The 24,001-nt window shown below is 56.5% G+C and carries 21 protein-coding genes; 15 read left to right on the forward strand and 6 right to left on the reverse strand.

Annotation, left to right across the window (positions count from 1 at the left end):
- Positions 1-3: 3 nt before the first annotated feature.
- The 9 genes from livM (at position 4) to FHW16_RS08905 (ending at position 12,542) form a co-directional block, all read left to right on the forward strand.
- Positions 4-1,428: a high-affinity branched-chain amino acid ABC transporter permease LivM gene (gene livM / locus FHW16_RS08865; protein ID WP_182548697.1), complete on the forward strand. Its 1,425-nt coding sequence runs from the start codon at positions 4-6 to the stop codon at positions 1,426-1,428.
- A complete protein-coding gene (locus tag FHW16_RS08870; protein WP_182548698.1) occupies positions 1,428-2,783 on the forward strand; it encodes an ATP-binding cassette domain-containing protein in 1,356 nt (451 codons plus the stop codon). The genes livM and FHW16_RS08870 overlap by 1 nt, the downstream gene beginning before the upstream one ends.
- Positions 2,783-3,532 carry an ABC transporter ATP-binding protein gene (locus tag FHW16_RS08875; RefSeq protein WP_182548699.1) on the forward strand — a complete coding sequence of 250 codons (750 nt, stop codon included), beginning with the start codon at positions 2,783-2,785 and terminating at the stop codon, positions 3,530-3,532. Before FHW16_RS08870 ends, FHW16_RS08875 begins: the two co-directional genes overlap by 1 nt.
- A gap of 62 nt (positions 3,533-3,594) precedes the next feature.
- Positions 3,595-3,948: a DUF6867 family protein gene (locus FHW16_RS08880; RefSeq protein ID WP_182548700.1), complete on the forward strand. Its 354-nt coding sequence runs from the start codon at positions 3,595-3,597 to the stop codon at positions 3,946-3,948.
- A 172-nt stretch (positions 3,949-4,120) separates the two neighbouring features.
- Positions 4,121-5,236 (forward strand): branched-chain amino acid ABC transporter substrate-binding protein, encoded by a 1,116-nt coding sequence (locus tag FHW16_RS08885; protein WP_182548701.1) that lies wholly within the window; start codon positions 4,121-4,123, stop codon positions 5,234-5,236.
- 178 nt (positions 5,237-5,414) lie between these two features.
- Positions 5,415-6,530: a branched-chain amino acid ABC transporter substrate-binding protein gene (locus tag FHW16_RS08890; RefSeq protein WP_182548702.1), complete on the forward strand. Its 1,116-nt coding sequence runs from the start codon at positions 5,415-5,417 to the stop codon at positions 6,528-6,530.
- A 171-nt stretch (positions 6,531-6,701) separates the two neighbouring features.
- Positions 6,702-10,157 (forward strand): pyruvate carboxylase, encoded by a 3,456-nt coding sequence (gene pyc / locus FHW16_RS08895; protein WP_182548703.1) that lies wholly within the window; start codon positions 6,702-6,704, stop codon positions 10,155-10,157.
- Between the two features lie 385 nt (positions 10,158-10,542).
- Entirely contained in the window at positions 10,543-11,325 is a 783-nt protein-coding gene (locus tag FHW16_RS08900; RefSeq protein WP_182548704.1) for a DeoR/GlpR family DNA-binding transcription regulator, read from the forward strand.
- Positions 11,326-11,363: 38 nt separating this feature from the next.
- On the forward strand, positions 11,364-12,542 hold the full coding sequence (locus tag FHW16_RS08905; RefSeq protein WP_182548987.1) for an MFS transporter: 1,179 nt from the start codon (positions 11,364-11,366) through the stop codon (positions 12,540-12,542).
- Positions 12,543-12,589: 47 nt separating this feature from the next.
- On the opposite strand, the gene FHW16_RS08910 is transcribed toward FHW16_RS08905, so the two are convergent.
- Positions 12,590-13,711, reverse strand: coding sequence for a patatin-like phospholipase family protein (locus tag FHW16_RS08910; RefSeq protein ID WP_182548705.1), 1,122 nt, complete (start codon positions 13,709-13,711; stop codon positions 12,590-12,592).
- Positions 13,711-14,490: a 3-hydroxybutyrate dehydrogenase gene (locus tag FHW16_RS08915; RefSeq protein ID WP_182548706.1), complete on the reverse strand. Its 780-nt coding sequence runs from the start codon at positions 14,488-14,490 to the stop codon at positions 13,711-13,713. The genes FHW16_RS08910 and FHW16_RS08915 overlap by 1 nt, the downstream gene beginning before the upstream one ends.
- 217 nt (positions 14,491-14,707) lie before the next feature.
- Between FHW16_RS08915 and ispG the strand changes: the two genes are divergently transcribed.
- Positions 14,708-15,964, forward strand: coding sequence for a flavodoxin-dependent (E)-4-hydroxy-3-methylbut-2-enyl-diphosphate synthase (gene ispG, locus FHW16_RS08920; RefSeq protein WP_210278038.1), 1,257 nt, complete (start codon positions 14,708-14,710; stop codon positions 15,962-15,964).
- A 3-nt stretch (positions 15,965-15,967) separates the two neighbouring features.
- Here the strand turns inward: ispG and FHW16_RS08925 are convergent, their stop codons facing one another.
- Positions 15,968-16,885 carry a polyprenyl synthetase family protein gene (locus tag FHW16_RS08925; RefSeq protein ID WP_432652016.1) on the reverse strand — a complete coding sequence of 306 codons (918 nt, stop codon included), beginning with the start codon at positions 16,883-16,885 and terminating at the stop codon, positions 15,968-15,970.
- A gap of 284 nt (positions 16,886-17,169) precedes the next feature.
- Here FHW16_RS08925 and mtgA point away from each other — a divergent pair, with 284 nt between their 5' ends.
- The 3 genes from mtgA (at position 17,170) to FHW16_RS08940 (ending at position 18,713) form a co-directional block, all read left to right on the forward strand.
- On the forward strand, positions 17,170-17,793 hold the full coding sequence (gene mtgA / locus FHW16_RS08930) for a monofunctional biosynthetic peptidoglycan transglycosylase (RefSeq protein WP_432652017.1): 624 nt from the start codon (positions 17,170-17,172) through the stop codon (positions 17,791-17,793).
- A 178-nt stretch (positions 17,794-17,971) separates the two neighbouring features.
- Entirely contained in the window at positions 17,972-18,154 is a 183-nt protein-coding gene (gene rpmF / locus FHW16_RS08935; RefSeq protein ID WP_008121851.1) for a 50S ribosomal protein L32, read from the forward strand.
- Positions 18,155-18,308: 154 nt separating this feature from the next.
- Complete coding sequence (locus FHW16_RS08940) at positions 18,309-18,713, forward strand: hypothetical protein (protein WP_182548708.1); 405 nt, start codon at positions 18,309-18,311, stop codon at positions 18,711-18,713.
- 63 nt (positions 18,714-18,776) lie between these two features.
- On the opposite strand, the gene FHW16_RS08945 is transcribed toward FHW16_RS08940, so the two are convergent.
- Positions 18,777-20,291 carry an MFS transporter gene (locus tag FHW16_RS08945; protein WP_182548709.1) on the reverse strand — a complete coding sequence of 505 codons (1,515 nt, stop codon included), beginning with the start codon at positions 20,289-20,291 and terminating at the stop codon, positions 18,777-18,779.
- Positions 20,292-20,414: 123 nt separating this feature from the next.
- Here FHW16_RS08945 and FHW16_RS08950 point away from each other — a divergent pair, with 123 nt between their 5' ends.
- The gene (locus FHW16_RS08950) at positions 20,415-21,314 is read left to right on the forward strand and encodes a LysR family transcriptional regulator (RefSeq protein WP_182548710.1); all 900 of its coding nucleotides are present in this window, start codon (positions 20,415-20,417) and stop codon (positions 21,312-21,314) included.
- A gap of 42 nt (positions 21,315-21,356) precedes the next feature.
- Here the strand turns inward: FHW16_RS08950 and FHW16_RS08955 are convergent, their stop codons facing one another.
- Both FHW16_RS08955 and phaR read right to left on the reverse strand, forming a co-directional pair.
- Positions 21,357-21,794, reverse strand: coding sequence for a GlcG/HbpS family heme-binding protein (locus tag FHW16_RS08955; RefSeq protein WP_182548711.1), 438 nt, complete (start codon positions 21,792-21,794; stop codon positions 21,357-21,359).
- Positions 21,795-21,887: 93 nt separating this feature from the next.
- Entirely contained in the window at positions 21,888-22,499 is a 612-nt protein-coding gene (gene phaR, locus FHW16_RS08960) for a polyhydroxyalkanoate synthesis repressor PhaR (protein WP_182548712.1), read from the reverse strand.
- A 272-nt stretch (positions 22,500-22,771) separates the two neighbouring features.
- Between phaR and FHW16_RS08965 the strand changes: the two genes are divergently transcribed.
- A complete protein-coding gene (locus FHW16_RS08965) occupies positions 22,772-23,956 on the forward strand; it encodes an acetyl-CoA C-acetyltransferase (protein WP_182548713.1) in 1,185 nt (394 codons plus the stop codon).
- Positions 23,957-24,001 lie beyond the last annotated feature (45 nt).

Consider the following 24,001-nt stretch of genomic DNA (forward strand, 5'->3'; position numbering starts at 1 on the left):
CTTATGGCTGATATCCAATCTTCAGGACAGGATTCCGTCTACCTCAAGGCCGCCAAAGAGGCGGTCTTCGCCGGGGTGATCGCCTTCGGCCTGTTCTTCCTCGTCGTCGGTTTCCGCACCGACCAGAATATCAACAACGAGCTGGTTCTCGTCCAGCGCTGGGGGCTCCTGGCGATCTTTGTGGCCGTGGCTGCAATTGGCCGCTTCATTATCGCAGCCTTCATCACGCCGTCACGCGAACAGGCAAAACTGACCAAATCAAAGGCGGCCGCCACTGCCAAAGTTGATCGCCGCTCGCTCAAGGCAGCCATTTCACGGTTTGGCCTGGCGCTGCTCTTCATCTATCCGTTTCTGGTAATCCTGATTCTGGCGTTGATCCAGTTTGGTGTGACAGGGCAATGGTCATTCCAGAGCGGTGTTCAGGGTTCGCTCAAATATGTCGATAATTTCGGTATCCAGATCCTGATTTATGTGATGCTGGCATGGGGCCTGAATATCGTTGTGGGCCTCGCCGGTCTGCTCGATCTCGGCTATGTCGCCTTCTATGCGGTCGGGGCCTATTCCTACGCCTTGCTTTCCGCGCATTTCGGTCTGTCCTTTTGGCTGCTTTTGCCAATGGCCGGTATCTTCGCTGCCATGTGGGGCATTGTTCTCGGTTTCCCGGTTCTGCGGTTGAGGGGCGATTACCTTGCTATCGTCACGCTGGCCTTCGGTGAAATCATCCGGCTCGTGCTGATCAATTGGACCGTTGTGACCAAGGGTACGTTCGGCGTCTCCGGCATCGCCAAGGCGACATTGTTCGGTATTCCGTTCACACCGGGTCCAAATGGTTTTGCCGCCATGTTCGGACTGCCCAACTCCGGTGTCTACTACAAGATCTTCCTTTATTATCTCATCCTGTTCCTTGCTCTGCTGACCGCCTGGGTCACAATCCGCCTGCGCCGTATGCCTATCGGCCGTGCCTGGGAAGCCTTGCGCGAAGATGAGATCGCCTGCCGTTCACTGGGCATCAACACCACAACGACAAAGCTGACAGCCTTTGCCACGGGCGCTATGTTCGGTGGTTTTGCCGGGTCGTTCTTTGCTGCCCGTCAGGGTTTCGTCAGCCCAGAATCCTTCGTGTTCCTTGAATCGGCGATCATCCTTGCCATCGTGGTGCTCGGCGGTATGGGGTCGCTCATCGGTATCGCGATTGCTGCGGCTGTCATGATCGGTGGTACGGAACTCTTGCGCGAGCTGGAATTCCTCAAGCTTATTTTTGGCAATGATTTCACGCCAGAGCTCTATCGTATGCTGTTGTTCGGTCTGGCCATGATTGTTGTCATGGTGTGGAAGCCGCGCGGATTTGTCGGTAACCGAGAACCGAGCGCATTCCTGCACGAGCGCAAGATGATTTCCGGCGAGTTTACGAAAGAAGGGCACGGCTGATGGTTTCGGAAGTGCGTAACAATCCCAGCGCCGTGCTGCGTGTGGAACATCTCTCGATGAAGTTTGGTGGCCTTGTTGCCATCAACGATCTGAACTTCGAAGCCAAGCGCGGTGCCATCACCGCCTTGATCGGCCCGAACGGTGCAGGCAAGACCACGGTCTTCAATTGCATCACCGGCTTCTATAAGCCGACCGAAGGCATGCTGACCATGACCCGCCAGAATGGCGAGGAATATCTTCTGGAACGCATGGCGGATTTCGTCATCACCAAGAAGGCGAAAGTGGCGCGTACGTTCCAGAACATCCGGCTGTTCTCAGGCCTGACGGTTCTGGAAAATCTGCTCGTTGCCCAGCACAATCCGCTGATGCTGTCGTCGGGTTATACGATCCTGGGTCTTCTCGGTTTTCCGACCTATAAGAAGGCCGCTTCCGATGCGATCGAGAAGGCCCGTTTCTGGCTGGAAAAGATCAATCTGGTTGACCGAGCCGACGATCCTGCAGGCGACCTGCCGTATGGTGCGCAGCGGCGTCTCGAGATTGCGCGTGCGATGTGCACAGATCCGGAGCTTCTCTGTCTGGATGAGCCGGCTGCCGGCCTCAATGCCCGCGAATCGGCGGAGCTCAACCAACTGCTGCTCAATATCCGTGACGAGACCGGAACGTCGATCATCCTGATCGAACATGACATGTCGGTGGTGATGGAGATCTCTGATCACGTCATCGTTCTGGAATACGGCACCAAGATTTCCGATGGCACGCCGGAAACGGTCAAGAATGACCCGAAGGTCATTGCAGCCTATCTCGGCGTCGAGGACGAGGAAGTGGTCGAGTTGATCGAACACGCAGCGGCGACGGGCAGTGATGATATCACTGCAGCTGTTGATCTTCTGTCGACGGAGGCCATTCACGAAATCGAAGAGACGCAGGCGGCACCATCCGCGGCGCCGCTTGCATCTGCACCGGCAACGCCGAGAGCAAGGCCCGCTGCAAAGGCAGCGCCAGCCAAACCGGCTGTCAAGACAACAGCGCCGGTCAAGGCGAAGGCAAAGGTTGCGGACCCGGTGATCAAAGCCGGCGCAACGGCTAACGCGCTTGCTGCTCCACGCGGCGGCAAACCCGATAGCCTGATTGTGATCAAGGGAATTGGTCCGGTAAACGAGCGCAAGCTCAACGAGCACGGTATTTTCCATTTCGACCAGATTGCCGCCTGGAAGAAAGCCGATGTGATTGCCGCCGAAGCATACCTTGCCTTTGACGGGCGCATCGCGCGGGAAGACTGGATCGGTCAGGCCAAAAAGCTGGCGAAAGAGAGCCAGGTTAAACCGGCAGCGAAGAAGACCGGAGGGGCTAAGTAATGTCACAAACACAACCTCTTCCGAAGACCGGGGCTCTTCTCAGCATCGAGAATGTTGAAACCTATTACGGCAATATCCGTGCCTTGAGCGGTGTCAGCGTTCACGCGGACGCAGGCGAAATCGTCACGCTGATCGGTGCCAACGGTGCCGGCAAGTCGACGCTGATGATGACTATTTTTGGCATGCCGCGCGCCCGGACCGGCCGTGTGGTGTTTGACGGTAAGGATATCACCCAGCTGCCGACGCATGAGATTGCGCGCCTGCGCATTGCCCAGTCGCCGGAGGGCCGCCGGATATTCCCGCGCATGACTGTGCAGGAAAATCTGCAGATGGGTGCCAGCCTCGATAATCTGGAGTTCTACGACGAGGACGTACGCAAGGTCTTTGACCTGTTTCCGCGTCTGAAAGAGCGTATCAACCAGCGCGGCGGAACCTTGTCAGGCGGTGAGCAGCAGATGCTTGCCATCGGCCGGGCATTGATGGCGCGTCCGCGCCTGTTGCTGCTGGACGAGCCGTCTCTCGGTCTGGCACCGCTGATTATCAAGCATATTTTCGAGGCGATCAAGGAATTGAACAGGTCAACGGGCCTGACGGTTTTTCTGGTGGAGCAGAACGCTTTTGGCGCTCTGAAGCTGGCGGATCGCGGCTATGTGATGGTCAACGGTATCGTGACGATGAGCGGATCGAGCAAGGACCTTCTCGCCAATCCGGAAGTGCGCGCAGCCTATCTTGAAGGCGGCCGTCACTAACAAGAATAGGACCGGCTTTCCAGCGGGGCTGGGAAGTCCGGTGCTGCAAGGGGAACATTGCCATGCAAGGCATTCTGTACGAAGAACCCTCCCTCTGGCTGTTTGTGCTGGTGACCTGTCTTATGGGAGGCTGGGCCGCATGGATGGCGGGGCGGGCATGCGCCAAGACATGGCGCTCCTACACGATTCTGATTTTCTACATGCTGCTTCTGGGCATTGCCGTGCGCTTCATCCATTTTGCCCTGTTTGAAGGCACAATGGTGACGCTGCACTATTACGTCATCGATACGATCGTGCTGATTATCATCGGCACATTGGGTTATCGTTACACCCGCACAAACCAGATGGTTCGGCAATATCACTGGCTCTATGAAAAAGTGTCTCCCTTCTCGTTCAAGGAGAGAAAAGGGGCCTAGGCAGCCTTATGTCAATTCGATCAGATTAATAGTTTCTGAGTCTAACCAATCTCGCTGACGCGAAATGAATCAGCGTGACAACCGCCGGAAAATCGGCAAATGTGGTCTTCAAGCGATGGGAAAATTTCATCGTTAGGGGTTTCGTAAGTACCTAGAAAATGGGAGTTTTCAAATGAAGAAGTCACTGTTCTCGAGTGTTGCTGTTGCAGCGATGCTCGCTTTGGGCGGTCATGCCTATGCTGATCTTCTGGTCGGTATCGGTGCTCCGTTGACCGGCCCGAACGCGGCTTATGGCGCACAGATTCAGAAGGGCGCAGAAGCGGCCGCTGAGGTGATCAATGCGGCTGGCGGCGTTAATGGCGAAAAGATCAAATTCGTTCTGGGCGATGACGTTTCCGATGCCAAGCAGGGCGTTTCGGTTGCCAACAAGTTCGTTGCCGACGGTGTCAAGTTTGTGGTCGGTCACTTCAACTCCGGTGTTTCCATTCCAGCATCGGAAGTCTATGCGGAAAACGGCATTGTTGAAGTAACGCCTGCTGCAACCAACCCTGTTTTCACCGAGCGCGGCCTGTGGAATACGTTCCGCACCTGCGGTCGTGATGACCAGCAGGGTGCCATTGCCGGTGCCTATATCGCCGAGCATTTCAAGGATGCGAAGATCGCAGTCATCCATGACAAGACACCATATGGCCAGGGTCTTGCCGATGAAACCAAAAAGACAATCGAAGCAAAGGGTCTGAAGCCTGCGCTTTATGAAGGTGTCAACGTTGGTGACAAGGACTTCTCCGCCCTGATCGCCAAGGCGAAGCAGGCAGGTATTACCGTTCTGTATTGGGGCGGTCTGCACACGGAAGCTGGTTTGATCATTCGCCAGTTGGCTGACCAGGGTCTGAAGGTTACCTTCATCTCCGGTGACGGCATCGTAACGAACGAACTGGCAGCGATTGCCGGCGACGCAGTTGTCGGTACGTTGAACACATTCGGTCCGGACCCGCGCAACAACCCAGCCAACAAAGAACTGGTTGAGAAGTTCCGCAAGGCTGGTTTTGAGCCGGAAGCCTATACACTTTATTCCTATGCTGCCGTACAGGCGATTGTCGGAGCAGCAACCGCTGCAAAGTCGAATGACCCTGAAACTGTTGCCAAAGCTCTGAAGGCGAATGGCCCATTCAAGTCCGTTCTCGGCGATATCTCCTTTGACGAAAAGGGCGATCCGAAGCTTCCAGGCTACGTCATGTACGAATGGAAGAAGGACAAGGACGGCAAGTACACTTACGTTCAGCAGTAAGCCTTTCCGATCTTTATCTCATCGCGAAATACCCGGCCATTGTGCCGGGTATTTTGTTTTGGACATTTTTGTTTCCAGTGTTCACAATGCGTTGTGCATTGCAGCAAGCATTGTGCTGCCTCGGCATTTCACCTTTTCTTTTGATGCGGCTTATGTGCAGACGCAGGGGAACCATTCAATGAAATCAGTGTCACTGTCGGGTGTTGTGCTCGCTATTGCCTTCATGCTGGGCAGCCAGGCCCAGGCGGATATTCTTGTCGGTATCGGTGCGCCGTTGACCGGCCCGAATGCGGCTTTTGGGGCGCAGATGCGCCGGGGTGCGGAAATGGCATTCGACGAGATCAATGCGGCTGGCGGTATCAATGGCGAAAAGGTCAAACTGACCTTTGGTGACGATGCATCCGATCCGAAGCAGGGCGTTTCCGTCGCTAACAAGTTCGCGGCAGACGGTGTCAAGTTCGTCATCGGGCATTACAATTCCGGCGTGTCCATTCCCGCCTCCGATGTCTATGCCGAGAATGGCATTCTCCAGCTGACGCCGGCATCGACCAATCCGCAGTTTACCGAGCGCGGATTATGGAACGCCTTCCGCATCTGCGGGCGAGATGACCAGCAGGGAGTGGTTGCAGGTGCCTATATTGCTGCACATTTCAAAGATGCCAAGGTTGCGATCGTCCACGACAAGACACCCTACGGCGAGGGGCTTGCCAACGAGACAAAGAAGGCCCTCAATGCCAATGGCATCACGGAAGTGATGTTCGAGGGCGTGCATGCCGGAGACAAGGACTATTCGGCCCTTATCGCCAAAGCCAAGGAGAATGGGGTCACACTGCTGTACTGGGGTGGTCTCCATACGGAAGCCGGTCTGATCATCCGACAGCTTGCCGATCAGGGCCTGAAAGTACAGTTCATGTCTGGCGCAGCCATCGTTTCCAATGAACTGGCGGCGATTGCCGGCGACGCCATTGCAGGCACGCTTAACACATTCGGACCTGATCCCCGCAACAATTCTGCCAATGATGAGCTGGTTAAGAAGTTCCGGGCGAGCGGCTTCGAACCGGAAGCTTTTACGCTCTACACCTATGGTGCAGCTCAGGCGATCGCCGCAGCGGCCACGGCAGCCAAGTCGAATGATCCGGAAACAGTTGCCAAGGCACTTAAATCGGACGGCCCGTTCAAGACTGTTCTGGGTGATCTTGCCTTTGACGAGAAGGGGGATCCGAAGTTTCCCGGCTATGTCATGTATGAATGGAAAAAGGGACCGGATGGCAAATATACCTACTTCCAGCAATAAGCTTTCGAACTGACACAATCAGTGAAATCTCCCCCCCCCTGAAGTGGGGCATTTTGCCGTTGGACATTTCACCTTCTTGTGATCAATATGTATTGTTTGCAGTGCAGCAATCGCCCCGCCAATTGGGTTTTACCGCTCATATTGTCTCTATGAGATTTCGGAGTTTTCGCCTTGCCTATCAAGAAAATCCTCGTCGCCAATCGATCAGAAATCGCCATCCGTGTTTTCCGTGCCGCCAACGAACTCGGCATGAAAACCGTGGCGATATGGGCAGAGGAAGACAAGCTGGCGCTGCACCGTTTCAAAGCGGACGAATCCTATCAGGTTGGACGTGGACCGCATCTTGCCAAGGATATGGGACCGATCGAAAGCTATCTGTCGATCGAGGAAATCATCCGCGTGGCAAGGCTGTCTGGTGCCGATGCCATTCATCCGGGTTATGGCCTGCTGTCCGAAAGCCCCGAATTTGCCGAAGCCTGTGGTGAAGCCGGGATCATTTTCATCGGACCAAAGCCGGAAACCATGCGCCGCCTTGGCAATAAGGTTGCCGCGCGCAATCTCGCCATTGAAATCGGTGTTCCCGTGGTGCCGGCGACAGAGCCGCTGCCGGACAATATGGACGAAGTGAAGAAGCTTGCCGAAACCATCGGCTATCCCGTCATGCTGAAAGCATCATGGGGTGGCGGCGGACGCGGTATGCGTGCCATCTTCTCGCCTGAAGATATTGCCCGCGAGGTAACCGAGGGCAAGCGCGAAGCCAAGGCGGCGTTCGGTAAGGATGAGGTTTATCTGGAAAAACTGGTACAGCGCGCACGCCATGTCGAGGTGCAGATTCTCGGCGACACCCATGGCAATGCGGTGCACCTGTTTGAACGCGATTGCTCGATCCAGCGCCGCAATCAGAAAGTGGTGGAGCGGGCACCCGCGCCCTATCTCAACGAGGCTCAGCGTAAGGAGATTTCGGACTACGGCCTGAAGATCGCCAAGGAAACCGCCTATATCGGTGCGGGCACCATCGAATTCCTGATGGATTCCGACACGAACCAGTTCTACTTCATCGAAGTGAATCCGCGTATTCAGGTGGAACACACGGTGACCGAGGAAGTCACCGGTATCGACATCGTCAAGGCTCAGATCCGTATCCTCGAAGGCGCGACGATCGGCACACCTGAATCCGGTGTTCCGGCCCAGAAGGACATCAAGCTGAACGGCCACGCCCTGCAGTGCCGTATCACCACCGAAGATCCTGAACAGAACTTCATTCCGGATTATGGCCGTATTACTGCCTATCGCGGCGCGACGGGCTTTGGCATTCGTTTGGACGGCGGCACAGCCTATTCCGGTGCGGTGATCACTCGGTTCTACGATCCGTTGCTGGAAAAAATCACCGCATGGTCGCCAACCGCCGAAGAAACCATCCACCGCATGCACCGCGCGCTGCGTGAGTTCCGTATCCGCGGCGTGGCAACAAACCTGACCTTCCTCGAAGCCATCATCACGCATCCGAAGTTTACGGATAACAGCTACACCACCAAATTTATTGACACGACACCGGAACTGTTCGAGCAGGTAAAGCGGCAGGACCGGGCTACCAAGCTTCTGACCTATCTGGCCGATGTGACGGTCAATGGCCATCCGGAAACCAAGGGGCGTGCGACGCCGCCGGCGGAAGCAGCGCTGCCGCGTGTCCCTTTCATTGAAACGCCAATTCCGGATGGTACCAAGCAGCTTTTCGACCAGCTTGGTCCGAAGAAGTTTAGCGAATGGATGCGCAATGAAAGGCGCGCTCTCTTCACTGATACCACCATGCGCGACGGCCACCAGTCTTTGCTGGCAACGCGTATGCGCACTTTTGACATTGCCCGGGTTGCTGATACCTACGCGCGGGCTCTGCCGCAGCTGTTCTCGCTGGAATGCTGGGGCGGGGCGACGTTCGACGTGTCCATGCGCTTCCTGACGGAAGATCCGTGGGAACGGCTGGCGGAAGTGCGTGAAGCAGCGCCGAACATCCTGCTGCAGATGCTTTTGCGCGGTGCCAATGGTGTTGGTTACAAGAGTTACCCGGACAATGTGGTCAAATATTTCGTGCAGCAGGCGGCACGGGGCGGTGTCGATGTATTCCGTGTGTTTGACAGTCTCAACTGGGTCGAGAACATGCGCGTGACCATGGATGCGGTGCTGGAAGAGAACAAGCTGTGCGAGGCAGCCATCTGCTACACCGGCGACATCCTGAATTCAGCCCGCCCGCAATATGACCTGAAATATTATATCGATCTGGCGCAGCAGGTGGAGAAAGCCGGTGCGCATATCATCTGCATCAAGGACATGGCCGGCCTGTTAAAGCCGTCCGCTGCCAAGGTGCTGTTCAAGGCCCTGCGCGAGGCAACGGACCTGCCGCTGCATTTCCATACCCATGACACGTCGGGCATTGCTGCCGCGACCGTGCTTGCAGCTGTGGATGCGGGTGTTGATGTGGTCGATGCGGCGATGGATGCTCTCTCCGGCAATACCTCGCAGCCCTGTCTTGGTTCGATTGTCGAAGCTCTCAAGGGCACCGAACGCGATCCTGGGCTTGATCCGGAATGGATCCGCCGCATCTCGTTCTATTGGGAGGCCGTTCGCACGCAATATGCGGCGTTCGAGAGCGATCTGAAGGGACCGGCATCGGAAGTTTATCTGCACGAGATGCCGGGTGGTCAGTTCACCAATCTGAAGGAACAGGCACGCTCGCTCGGCCTTGAAACACGCTGGCATGAAGTGGCGCAGGCCTATGCCGACGTCAATCAGATGTTCGGTGATATCGTCAAGGTAACGCCCTCATCCAAGGTTGTCGGTGACATGGCGCTGATGATGGTAAGCCAGGATCTCTCCGTTGCCGATGTGAAGGACCCGGACAAGGATATTTCCTTCCCGGAATCGGTTGTGTCGATGATGCGCGGTGATCTCGGGCAACCGCCGAAGGGTTGGCCGAAGGATATTCAGAAAAAGATTCTGAAGGATGAGAAGCCCTTTACCGACCGGCCCGGTTCACTGCTGGCGCCTGCCGACCTCGTCACAGAGCGCAAGGACATTGAAGAGAAACTGGAGCGCAAGATCAGTGATCAGGAATTTGCCTCCTATTTGATGTACCCCAAGGTCTTCACCGACTTTGCCGTTACCCATGGCACCTACGGTCCGACCAGTGTGCTGCCCACCCATGTCTATTTCTACGGGCTGGCGCAGGAAGAGGAAGTGTTCCTCACAATCGAGCGCGGCAAGACGCTGGTGGTGCGCAATCAGGCGGTGGGCGAACCCGATGAGAAGGGCATGGTTACGGTGTTCTTCGAGATGAACGGCCAACCGCGCCGTGTGAAGGTACCGGATCGTACCCGTGCCAGCGGCGCTGGGGTGCGGCGCAAAGCCGAGCTTGCCAATGACAAACACGTTGGCGCCCCCATGCCGGGTATCGTCTCGACGGTGGGCGTTTCTGTCGGCCAGAAGGTCAATGCGGGCGATGTGCTTTTGTCGATCGAAGCCATGAAAATGGAAACCGCGCTGCGCGCCGAACGGGACGGGACGCTTGCTGAAATTCTAGTCCGCGCCGGTGATCAGATCGATGCAAAGGACCTGCTCGCGGTTTATGAGTAGGCGCCATTTGTCTGCATCGCTGGCCTCTTCGTGATCTTGGGCTGAATCTCAGGACTCGATGATGCTGCTGATGTGTTGACTGCAATTTCCTTTGTGCGTGGTTCGTGGTTCGGCAAGCTCACCATGAGGGAGAGTGAGGATTGCAGGGGGCTACATTCTGCAATGTTTCCGATTAGCATTGCGGCACCGCTCTCCCTCATGGTGAGCTTGTCGAACCACGAACCACGCACGAAGGTCATATCGATCAGCTGATGTAACATGAGTGCGCCCGATTGTGCGCATATCGGCATAAACAGGCATTGAATAATGCATATATGAGAAGTATAGTTGCGTCATTGACGTTCTGTGGTTGCCATGGAATGCGCGCGATGCAGAGATCTCCACAATGACAAAAGACCTGTCACCGGATGAACGGAAGAGCATGATCCTTAAACGGGTCAATGAATCCGGTCGCGTTCTGGCGAATGCGGTTGCGACGGAGTTCGGTGTTTCGGAAGATTCCATACGCCGGGACCTGCGTGAACTGTCGGAGGCGGGGCTTGTCCAGCGCTTTCATGGCGGTGCCGCGCGCAGCAGTTCCAGTTTCCGGACCTTTCAGCAGCGCGCGAAGGATGAAACCGTTGGGAAAAAAGCAGTTGCCGCGGCGGCAGCTGAACGTATCACGCCGAATTCGACCATGCTGCTGGATTCGAGCACGACAGTGCTTGAGTTTGTGCGTGCCCTGCCGGTCAACCTGCAAACGCGCATCATCACAAGTTCGCCGGATATCGCCTCGGCTGCGCTCGACCATCCCCTGTGCGAGGTTATTCTCCTGGGGGGCACGTTGAACCGTTTCACCCGCAGCGTCATCGGGCAATCGCCCCTTGCCGAAGTGCAGCTCATGCATGTCGATTATTGCGTGCTGGGGGCCTGTGCCATTGACGAGAGCCTCATACTGCGCGCCGAAAATTACGAGGATGCGCATCTGAAACTGGCAATGTGCAAGGCAAGCAATGAGGTCCTGCTGCTCGCCACTGCGGAAAAACTGTTGAAGCAGGCACCCTTTGCCATAGCGCCCATCTCGACCATATCCACGCTCGTCACCGACAGAACGGCCGATCCTTTGATTGTGGAGCAGGTGCGGGCGGCTGGTGTCGAAGTCATCGTCGCCGACAATGGTGATGCATAATGTCCATTCTGTCCGAAATTCAAGCTGGTGATAAAACTATGGATGCCTCTGTCTACAGGAAGAAAGCCGTCTACGGCCGCTGGGCGGTTGCCTGCGCCTTCTTCTTCAACGGTTTTCTGATCGGCAGCTGGGCGCCACAGATTCCCGTGTTCATGTCCCGCCTGCATATCAGCGAATTTACGCTTGGTCTGATGATTCTGGTCTTTGGTATGGGAGCTCTGGCGGCGATGCCCTGGTGCGGCTACCTCATCGGCAGGTATGGTTCTCGGGCGGTGGTCCAAGGGTTCGCCATCTTCTGCAGTTTTTCCCTGCTGCTGGTGGCCCTGGCTCCGAATGTCTATATTGCGGCGCCTGCATTGTTTCTCTTTGGTGCCGTCATTGGCGGCATGGATGTGGCCATGAATGCCAATGCCGTGGAGGTCGAGAAGAAGCTGTCGCGCGCCGTGATGTCGTCCTCACACGGTTTCTGGAGTCTTGGCGGCTTCGCTGGCGGCGCGCTTGGCGGCCTGTTGATCGAAGCACAGGGCCATCTGGTTCATGCGGCCGTCGTTACCGGCATTGCTGTTGTGCTGGGCCTTGCCGCCTTTCGCTACATGATCACCGAAGATGCGCCGGTCGTACATGAGAAGAAAGGCAAACTGGCCTTTCCGACCAATCCTCTGATCTATCTGATCGGCATCATGGCCCTATTCTCCATGGTTCCGGAAGGTTCCGTTCTCGATTGGGCCGCACTCTATCTCAAACAGGAACGCGGCGCTGATATTGCCACGGCGGGGTTTGCATTCGCTGCATTCTCCGGAACCATGTCGGTCATGCGTTTTCTGGGTGACGGTGTGCGGAACCGGTTTGGCGCAGTGAAGACATTGCGTGTTTCCGCGCTGATCGGCGCGTCCGGCATGCTGGTCGCGAGCCTTGCACCGAGCCCGTGGATAGCCATTCTGGCTTTCGCGTTTTCTGGTCTGGGGATTGCCAATATGGTGCCCATTGCCTTCTCGGCTGCAGGCAACCAGAAGGGCACGTCCTCAGGCGTCGCTCTCAGCCTTGTTACGCTGATGGGTTATTCCGGTATTCTCGTTGCGCCGTCGGCCATCGGCTTTGTGGGTGGGCGTACGGGATTTGCTTCGGTCTATATGGTGCTCGCCTGCCTGCTCATTGTGGTCTTCCTGATGGCCAATCTTGCAGCGAGCGCTGACAGAAGCGAAAATTCTGAAAGCTGACAATCACAAGCACTAGAGTGGCCGGCTCTTCGGCCGGCCGGTACTTTCTATGCCCGGCGACGTGCTGCTACGGCTGGCTTTTTGCGTTGCAGCAGGAAGTCTGCCACCCGCCGTCCTGTCTTTTTGGCATTGAGACCAACGTTCATTTCGGGTGAAAGCTCTCCAGACAGATCGAGTGTGGCGTGCTCGCCCACCGCATCTAAATGCTCTTCGAGCCAGTCGTCGGCGGCGGCCTGACCAAGGTCGCGCAGATATTCGAGGAACGCCCATTCCGCATTGATTTTAGACGAGGCAGCAAGGCCAGCCAGCGCCACATCGGCATCGATGCGGTGCATGCGGATATGCTTGTACTCACCATGCTCGATCCGACCTGCGTCGATCAGCGAATTGACGAAGGCTATTGAACGAAATTCGCGCAAGAGCGCCGCATTGAACGTGATCTCGTCTATACGATCGGTGATTTCCCGTGCCGTCTTTGGCGCGCCGCGCCGCTCGATCGGGTTGATCTGGATCAGCAGCAGATCCTCGCTCTTGGTCGAATAGAAGAAGGGATAGAGTGCCGGATTGCCGCCGTAACCGCCATCCCAGTAAGGCTCGCCCTCGATTTCTACTGCCTGAAAAATATAGGGTAGGCACGCGGATGCCATCACCACGTCAGCATTAAGCTCGGACTGCGAGAACACCCGCAGTCGCCCGCTTTCCACATTGGTTGCCGAGATGAACAGTTTCAGGTCCGAGCACGTCCTTACCCGATCGAAATCAATCTCCCTGTCCACCACATCGCGCAAGGGATTGAGGTTGAGGGGATTGATTTCATAGGGTGAAAACATCCGCGACATCTGTTCAAAGAAATTATAGCCGATGCCGTTTTCCACTGACCAGTTGCCGAAAAACCGGTCCCAGGGTGTGCGTTGAACCGGGCTGAACTGCCCGCTGCGCGCGACGGCCCGCCAGAACTCCTGCAGTTTCTCGCGGGCGCCCTCCCGGCCATTGCGGCTCCAGCCGTCGGCCAGAGCCACAGCATTCATGGCACCAGCGCTGGTCCCGGAAATGCCTTCGATGGTCAGACGGCCATCCTCAAGGATGCGATCCAGCACGCCCCAGGTGAAGGCGCCGTGGGAGCCGCCGCCCTGCAGCGCGATGTTGATGGCTTTCGGTTTGTGATTCATTACTGGGCAGTCCAGCCGCCGTCGACAGAAATGGACGTTCCGGTGATCTGTGCGGCCGCATCACTGGCAAGGAACACGACCGTTGCGCCGATCTGGTCAACGGTTGCAAATTCTTTTGTCGCCTGCTTGTCGAGCATGACTTCGCGGATGACCGTTTCACGGTCCATGTTGTGGGCCTTCATCTGGTCGGGGATCTGTGCCTCGACAAGCGGCGTCAGAACATAGCCCGGGCAGATGGCGTTGCTGGTGATGTGTTTCTCGGCAACTTCCAGCGCAACTGTCTTGGTCAGGCCGAGAACGCCGTGCTTGGCCGCAACATAGGCGGATTTGAACGGCGATGCGCGCAGGCCGTGGGCCGAAGCAATATTGATAATGCGGCCCCATCCGGCTTTTTTCATATAAGGAAGAGCGGCGGCAGTGGTGTGGAACGCCGATGTCAGGTTGATGGCGATGATCGCATCCCATTTTTCGGTCGGAAACTCGTCAACCGGCGCGACAAACTGGATGCCGGCATTGTTGACCAGCACATCGACACTGCCGAATGTTGCGGCGGCCTGATCGATCAGGGCACGGCATTCATCACCCTTGGACATGTCTGCCTTGATATAGGCAACACCGGTGGAATGCTTGGCGGCAATCTCCTTGGCCAGATCGTGGTCTTCCGGGCGGTCGGTGAAGGAATTGATCACTACATTGTAACCCGCCGCGGCGAGCGCGTGGGCGGAACCCAATCCGATGCCTGAATTGGAACCTGTAACGACTGCGGTTTTCTTGGCCATGAGATATTTCCTTTGGTGTAAACAACCGTGTTGAAGGCGTGTGGAATATATTGCATTGCAGCAAAATTACCAGCTTTGGAACGTGAACACTTTGTCATGCGGTTCACTCTGGCGTGATCGGCAAGAGCATTTGCTTTGAATTTGCCGCGTTAATGTCACATGGTGTTGACACAAAGCATTCCCTGCGCCACGTGAGGGGAATATCTGGAGTTTGACGATGTCTGACTATTATTCGCAACCCTTTGCCCGCCGCGCCTCTGTTGGCGTCGACGTGGGCGGGGTCATGGTTGGCGGAGGCGCGCCTGTCGTGGTGCAGTCGATGACCAATACGGATACGGCCGATGTAGACGGTACTGTTGCGCAGGTGGCAGCACTTTCGCGTGCAGGATCGCAGATTGTCCGTATCACCGTTGACCGGGATGAATCGGCGGCAGCAGTGCCGAAAATCCGCGAGAGACTGGACCGATTGGGTCTGTCGGTGCCGCTGGTCGGCGATTTCCATTATATCGGCCATAAACTGCTGGCGGATCATCCGGCGTGCGCCGAAGCCTTGGCGAAATATCGCATCAATCCGGGCAATGTCGGCTTCAAGGACAAGAAGGACGCGCAGTTCGGTGCCATCATCGAAATGGCGATCCGCTATGACAAGCCGGTGCGTATCGGCGTCAACTGGGGCTCTCTTGATCAGGAACTGCTGACGGCATTGATGGACCAGAATCACGCTGCCGGTGCACCTTTGACCGCCGAAGAGGTCACGCGTGAAGCCATTGTGCAGTCGGCGCTGATTTCCTCACAACTGGCGGAAGAAATCGGCCTGCCACGCTCGAAAATCATCCTTTCCGCCAAAGTCAGTCAGGTTCAGGATCTGATCGCCGTTTATGCGGAACTGGCTCGGCGCTGTGACCATGCGCTGCATCTTGGCCTTACAGAGGCTGGCATGGGTTCCAAGGGTATTGTCGCCTCGTCGGCGGCTCTTGGCATTCTCTTGCAGCAGGGTATCGGCGACACCATCCGCATATCGCTGACACCGGAGCCGAACGGAGACCGGACACGCGAAGTGCAGGTAGCGCAGGAATTGCTGCAGACCATGGGTTTCCGACAGTTCATCCCGATTGTTGCGGCATGCCCCGGTTGCGGACGGACGACATCCACGGTGTTTCAGGAACTGGCGCAGTCGATCCAGAGCGATATTCGCGACAACATGCCGGTCTGGCGTGAGAAATATCCCGGTGTTGAAGCGCTGAACGTTGCGGTGATGGGCTGTATTGTCAACGGACCAGGTGAGTCCAAGATGGCCGATATCGGCATTTCGCTGCCGGGAACAGGCGAGACGCCGACAGCTCCGGTTTTTGTCGATGGCAAGAAAGTTGCCACCCTGCGCGGTGCTGGTATCGCCAAGGAATTCCAGAAGATGGTCGCTGATTATATCGAGAACCGTTTCGGGCAGGGTGCAGGCTCGCACGCTGCGGAATAACTTCTAGCTCTGCCGGTCGGCAATGAACCGGGCGGCATCTCTCAGAAGGGATGCCTTGGCACCGAAAGGTGCGAGCAATTCTTCTGCTTCTGCTACTAGTCCGCTGAGCTGTTGCTTCGTCCAGTCGATACCATGCATGGAAACCAGAGTGGCCTTCCCGGCGGCGGCGTCCTTGCCGGTGGCCTTGCCCATATCGGTAGCATCGGCGGTGACATCAAGCAGATCATCGGCCAGCTGGAAGGCAAGGCCGATTGCCGAGCCATATTCCGCAAGCCGTTCCCGATCGCCGGGGCTGGCGTTCCCGACTATTGCGCCTGCCTCGCAGGCGAAGCGGATCAAGGCACCTGTCTTCATGGCTTGCAGGCGGATAATGCCCGCCTCATCAGGTTTGATCTTCTCGGCTTCCAGATCAAGCGTCTGACCACCGGTCATGCCGCCGATGCCTGCAGCGCGCGCCAGCGCTGTCACCAGCGCAACCTTTGCCCCGGCATCCAGTTCCGTTTCATCCGCCGCAATCAGTTCGAAGGCATAGGTCAGAAGGCTATCACCGGCGAGAATGGCAGCCGCCTCGTCGAACTTGCGATGGACCGTTGGCTGGCCACGGCGCATATCGTCGTTGTCCATGGCGGGAAGGTCGTCGTGGACGAGCGAATAGCTGTGAATGCATTCAAGTGCTGTTGCCACCCGCAATGCCGCATGGGTGTCAGCGCCGAAAAGGGCCGCGCTTTCCATGACGAGGAAGGGGCGAAGGCGCTTGCCGCCATTGAGTACACCATGACGCATGGCCGCCATCAGGCGGGGCGGGCGGCTGATTTCGCCAGTGTGCGGGCGATCGGATAGCAGGTCGGCCAGAAGCATTTCCACCGAAGCGGCACGCTGTTGCAACGCAATCTGGAACAGGGAGGAGCCTTGATCTGTCATCATGATGTGGCAATGAGCGAAAAAACGTCACCGGGTCAATGATTAGATACGTTCCTTTTGCATTTTTGCCGTGATGTCGCTGTGAACATGGCTGGAAAGACACGGAAATGGTTCCCTTTGGATAGCCATTGCTCTATGTCGATGAAGGGCTTTCAACGCAGGCGGTGGGTGTGGCAAGGGTACTCGTCAAAAACAAGAGAGGTGGAGGTTATCTGGTCAGTCCGGGTGGCTCGCCTTTGGGGCGTATCGTGCGTTACCTGATACTGGCAGGAATCATCCTGTTCATGATTCCCGTTGTTCTGCTCAGCCTGTACCGGCTGCCCTTTGTCCATCCGATCTCGACATTGATGGTGAAGGATCTCGCGACATTCTCCGGATATGACCGGCGCTGGGTGTCGCTGGACGAGATTTCCCCGGTACTCGTCCACTCTGTCATGATGTCGGAAGATGCACGGTTCTGCTTTCATTCCGGCGTCGACTGGAATGAAATGAATCTGGTTATGTCGGATGCCATGGATGGCGAACAGACACGCGGCGCATCGACCATTACAATGCAGGCTGCAAAGAATCTGTTTCTGTGGAATGGCCGGTCTTTTATCCGCAAGGGATTGGAGATGCCGCTTGCGATGATGACCGACCTGATCCTCACCAAACGGCGGGTTATGGAAATTTATCTGAATATTGCCGAGTGGGGGCCGGGCATTTATGGCATCGAAGCTGCGGCTCAGCATCATTTCAAGGTCAGCGCGGCAAGGCTGACACCGCGGCAGGCGGCTTTTCTTGCGGTCACTTTACCCAACCCCATCGTGCGCAATCCGGCGCGGCCGGGGCGTGGTTTGCAAACACTTGCAAGGCTCAATGAACGGCGTGCACGTGGAGCCGGTGCGTATATTGGTTGTGTCAAATAGACACCAAGTCAGCATGAATCCTGGCATATCGGCCCTTGCGACAAAAAATATGCGACTCATGCTGGTCAAAAGCTCTCAAGACGTGTATAGCCCCAGCCGAACTTTCCGGAAATTTGTCCATTGTGACAGGCTCGATCGGGCCACTGCCGGATTTTGACTGATTACTGGAGCAGGAACAATGGCTGTACCTAAAAGAAAAACTTCTCCGTCGAAGCGCGGCATGCGCCGCTCCGCCGACGCGCTGAAGGCCCCGACTTACGTCGAAGACAAGAATTCAGGCGAACTGCGCCGTCCGCACCATGTCGATCTGAAGACCGGCATGTATCGCGGCCGTCAGGTTCTGACGCCGAAAGAAGGCTGATCCCTTCCTGAATTTCGTGATAAAGAGGACCGGCCTTGTGCCGGTCTTTTTTGTTTGCGAGGTGCTTCGTGGAGCGAATTTGACATTCGCATCCCATTTGACATCAAGAGCAATATGCGAATGTCAGAATCGGACCACTAGGGAGACAAATGCCGTGATTTCCAACATTCCTTTGATGATTGTTCCGTTGATTGTGTTCAATCTGGTGATTGCCGGATTGGCCGGTGTTGGCGGTGCCGACCCTTGGGCGACGCAGCTCTATTCCGTACAGATGCTGTCCGGGGGCATCTGGCGAATGACGCTCGGCGACCTGATGATTGTCCTGTCGCTGGCACTCCTGTTCTTCGAGATCATGAAGTCAACGCGCACGAGCAATGCCTCGGTGGTTGACCACCTGCTGTCGACCTTCGTGTTCGTGGCGTTTCTGGTGGAATTCCTGCTTGTTCCCAGTGCTTCGCATTCACTGTTTTTCATTCTGATGGCGATGGCTTTCTTCGATATTCTTGCCGGATTCACCGTCTCTCTTCGTTCTGCCGGCCGCGACGTCAACTTTCGCTAATGAAAATTTGACATGCAAAAACCCCGGCAGATGGTTTCATCTGCCGGGGTCTGCTTTTGCCTGTCAGGCGGTTGCTGTTTCTCTGTCCGGTATGCGCATGACGATAAAGATGGCGAATGCGGTCACGACAGTGATTTCCGCAAGAATTTGCAGGAGATGGCTGAACGCGTCGCCATAACTCTGAAGAACCGCCTCCCGGGTGACCGGAGCCAGAAGGCTCATAGCCGAAGCAAGATTGCCGGTCGCTATTTTCTGAGCGGCCTGAGCGGTTTCGACACCCACGGGAAGCACGGCACCCAGCTTCCAGCTCAGAAGCGCTGTGAAAAGAGCGCTGACAACGGCAAGGGCAATGCCTTCACCGGCAATACGCGTGGTGCTGAAAATCCCGGTTGCCATGCCCGCCCGTTCTTTTGGGACGACGCTGACAGCGAGGCCGTCCATCAGCCCCCAGGGCAGACTGATGCCAAAGCCGATCAGCATCAGTGCTGGAACGGTCAATTCCACGGGCTGGCCCGGCATGCAGCGGCTGAGCCAGAACAGTCCGGCGGCTGACAGAAGAAGGCCGACACTGCACAACACTGCGGCCGAGAACCAGCGGGTGAGGAGAGCCGCAAGAAACGGCACAATGAGGAGGGGGCTCGACAGTGCAATCATCATCTGGCCGGTCTGCACTTCACTGAAATCTTCGACGCCGATGTAACGGATAGGCAGAAGAATCAGCAGAACCACAAAGGAGTAGGCCGGTGCGGCAGCCAGAAGCTGGACGCCGACGAACCGTGGATAGCGAAACAAGCTTAGATCGAGCATCGGCCGGGCGACGCAGTGCTCAATCACTGCAAAAAGACCGAAGACGACCAGCGCAGCGACAAGCATACCGACGACGAGCGGGTGTCCCCAGCCGATATCAGGAGCCTGCAATATGCCGCATGTGAGAAGCGTCAGGGCGAGCGTGAAGCTCATTGCGCCCGGCCAGTCGATGCCGAGCGCGTCCGGATCACGGGATTCCCGCAGCCGGAAAGCGCCAAGGCAGAAGGCGACAACCGTGATCGGCACCGTCACGAGAATTGCGGCCTGCCAGCCAAAATGACTGATCAGAAATCCTGAGAGAATAGGCCCGAACGACAGACCGATGCCAAAGGTGATGCCAATCAGGCTGAAGGCGCGCGTTCTTTCATGTCGATCGAATTCTTGGGCGAGCGCCGCCATGCCACCGGAAAAAGCGAGGGCGCTGGCAAGGCCCTGTGCAGCCCGCAATATGTCGAACCAGATCAGATTGGTTACGAGCGACAGCGCAAGGGAGAAAACAGCAAAGAGCACAAGGCCGGTAAGGAAAATGCGCTTGCGTCCGTAATTGTCAGCGAGCGCGCCTGCTGCCATCAGGCTGCTGCCGAAGGCCAGCATGAAGGCATTGGTGATCCAGTTGAGCTCTACCGGACTGCCTCCGAGGGCGCGCGCAATGGAGGGAAGGGCGACAGCGGGGCCAGTAAAACTGATCGGCATGGCCAGGGCAGCGAGACAGACAGCGGCCAATATCATCAGTTTTTCGGCCGTGCTGTGCGGACGTGTATGGGCAGTCATTTTTCACCTGCGATATCAAATGTGAGAGGGAGTTGGATAAAATTCATGATACACAGGCTTTAATCATTGAAAATCAGGACGAATGTCCTGAGATAGCGGACATTATTTCTCTAATAGGTGTGTATGGACAATCTGAATGGCCTCTTCGCTTTTGTCCGGACCGCGGAAACCCTGAGTTTCGTCGCGGCGGGCCGCTCGCTGGGCGTGTCCGCCTCGGCGGTTGGAAAGACAATTGCCCGACTGGAGCAAAGACTGGATATCAGGCTGTTCCAGCGCAGCACGCGGCGGATCAGCCTGACCGAGGAAGGGCAACTTTTTTACGAACGGTGCCGCCGCATTGTCGATGATCTTGATGATGCGGAATCCATGCTGTCGCGGACCAAGGAAGCGCCGCGCGGCCGTTTACGCGTCAGCCTGCCGACAATAGGCTACCGTTTTCTGCTGCCACACTTACCGGAATTCGAGCAGCTCTATCCGGAGATCGAACTTGACCTCGATTTCAATGATCAGATGGTCAATGTGATTGAAGAGGGATTCGATGCGGTGATCCGCAGTGGCGACCTGCCCGATTCGTCATTGATGGCACGCCGTCTTGGTCCTTTCCGGCAGGTGCTGGCAGCGTCATCGGAGTATCTGGACAGACGAGGCATACCCAAGGCGTTGACTGATCTGCAGCATCACGCATGTCTGCGCTATCGTTTCCCGACAAGCGGAAAATTGCAGGATTGGGTTATAGGAGGGGCGGCCAATGGTGTTGGTCTGCATCTTCCTCCGGCGTTGGTCTGCAACAATATGGAAGCGCTCTATGGAGCAACGGTTCGCGGTCTCGGCATCGCCTACATGCCGGATTTTCTGGTCGCCGATGCGGTGAAGGCAGGTGAGCTGCGGACCTTGCTTGACGACTGTCTGATTCAGACCGGCCAGTTCTGGGTGCTCTGGCCCTCGAACCGGCATCTGTCGCCGAAGCTACGTGTATTCGTTGATTTTATCGCGCCCCGATTGTTCAGCGGGACGCGATTATAGAGGCTGGCCTGCCATCCCTGACGGAATGGACGAGCCTGGCGATCAGCTCTGGCCACCGTCAGCGGTAAAACCGGCAGCTTCAATGCCTGCAATGGCGGCAATCTCGTCATTGTCGGATGTGTCGCCGGTGATGCCTACCGCACCAAGAATCTCCCCCTTCGCGTTCTTGATGAGGACGCCGCCCGCCACCGGAATGACACGTCCGCCCGAGGCCGCCACCAGACCTTCAACAAAATGGGGGCGATCCTTGGCGAACTTTTCAACGGTGCGCGAGCCCGTACCGATGGTCAGGCCGCCGAATGCCTTGCCGAAAGCGATTTCGAAACGCAGCATGGAAGCGCCATCCTGCTTCTGGAAAGCTTTGAGGTGACCGCCTGCATCGAGCACGGCAACGGAGAGCGGACGCATGCCTGCCTCGGTGCCCTTGGCAAGTGCTGCTTTGATAATTGTATTTGCTTTGGAGAGTGTAAGTTGGGCCATGGTGTCCTCTTTGGCGCGTGTGCTTGTTACAGTATAGAGAAGCCAATCCGGGCGAATGCCGGATGCTTTAGCCTTGGCTGAAATTGGCTTGGATTATTTGTCGAGCGAATCGAGCTTGCGCTGCATGGCGGCGATCTGTTCTTTCAGTTCGTCCAGCCCGGTATCCTTCTTGGCGGATTCGGCGGCGGGCGTTTCGTCAACCTCGGCTGCTCCGGCTGTCTTGCTGAGCGGGAAAGGTGTGAACATGCGCATCGCATGCTGCAGCATTTCCGTATTACGGCGCACCTGCTCCTCAACCAGTTTGACCGGCGCACTGATGTTCATCATGTCGATCGGCGATTTGCCAAAGGCGGCGGAAAGCTGTTCGCGCATGCGCTCCTGTTCCTTGGCAAAGGCGCTCATGGACTGTTCGAGAAATGTTGGCAGCACCACCTGCATCTGGTCCCCGTAATAGGCGATGAGCTGGCGCAGGAACGGGATCGGCAGCATGTTCTGCCCATCCTTGTTTTCCAGTTCGAAGATGATCTGGGTCAGCACGGAATGGGTGATGTCTTCTCCGGTCTTGGCGTCCTGAACGGTAAAATCCTCATTTCGCTTCACCATCTCGGCGAGATCTTCCAGCGTCACGTAGGTGCTTGTGCCGGTATTGTAGAGACGCCGGTTAGCATATTTTTTAATGACGATGTCGCCGGTTTTTGCTGCCATCAGAGAACTCCCCAACTCATGTCATCAGACTCAAATGGTCTGAATTTGCGTGCCCGCTTACTGATATGCCTGCGAGGATAGGGGCAAAGCGGCACAATTCAAAGTGATTTGTGCAGCGCATCCATCGAGCAGATCATTCTGTCTTTTCCTGCACGGCAGGCGTTAAATTTGCCTTCACGGCGAATGCCCCTTGTCAAACCGTCGCAGGGAGGGAATTCTGTTCAGGAAACCAAGCTGAATAAATTCAGCAATTCAATTACAAGGAGACGCCCATGACCCAATCCATCGTTATTGCCAGTGCAGCGCGAACGGCTGTCGGTTCGTTCAACGGTGCTTTTGCCAATGTCCCGGCGCATGAACTGGGCGCGGCCGTGATCAAGGAAGTGCTGAGCCGCGCCGGTGTCGATGGTGCTGATGTCGATGAAGTCATCATGGGGCAGGTGCTCAGCGCCGGTGAAGGCCAGAACCCGGCTCGTCAGGCGGCCATGGAAGCCGGCATTCCACAGGAGGCTACCGCATGGGGGCTGAACCAGCTCTGCGGTTCGGGCCTTCGCGCCGTGGCGCTCGGTATGCAGCAGATCGCGACTGGGGATGCCGATATCATCGTTGCCGGCGGTCAGGAATCCATGTCCATGGCGCCGCATTGCGCATATCTGCGCAGCGGCGTGAAGATGGGCGACTTCAAGATGATCGATACGATGATCAAGGATGGCCTGACGGACGCGTTCCATGGATATCACATGGGCAATACGGCCGAGAACATTGCCCGCAAGTGGCAGTTCACGCGCGACGATCAGGACAAGTTTGCGCTTGGATCCCAGAACAAAGCGGAAGCCGCGCAAAAGGCGGGCAAGTTCAAGGATGAAATTGTTCCGTTTACTGTCAAGTCCCGCAAGGGTGATGTCATCGTGGCCGACGACGAATATATCCGTCACGGTGCAACACTCGACTCTCTCGCTAAATTGAAGCCTGCCTTCGACAAGGAAGGCACGGTAACGGCGGGCAACGCATCGGGTCTCAACGACGGCGCAGCTGCCGTGGTTCTCATGAGCGAGGAAGAAGCCAAACGCCGCAACGTCAAGCCTCTGGCACGCATTGTGTCCTGGGCAACAGCGGGTGTTGATCCTTCAATCATGGGCACTGGCCCAATTCCCGCATCACGCAAGGCATTGGAAAAAGCCGGATGGAAGGTGGAGGACCTTGATCTGGTGGAGGCCAATGAAGCGTTTGCCGCACAGGCGCTATCCGTCAACAAGGATCTCGGGCTCAACCCTGATATCGTCAATGTCAATGGCGGTGCCATCGCTATCGGTCATCCGATCGGCGCATCGGGTGCCCGCGTTCTCAACACACTGCTTTTCGAATTGAAGCGCCGCAACGGCACAAAGGGCCTTGCTACACTTTGTATTGGCGGCGGTATGGGTATTGCCCTGTGTGTTGAGCGCGTAAAGGACTGATCTGCAAAATAACAGACCCGGTCCGGCTTTTTGTCGGACCGGTGT

Source organism: Phyllobacterium myrsinacearum (assembly GCF_014138285.1).
GTDB classification, from domain to species: Bacteria; Pseudomonadota; Alphaproteobacteria; order Rhizobiales; family Rhizobiaceae; genus Phyllobacterium; species Phyllobacterium myrsinacearum_A.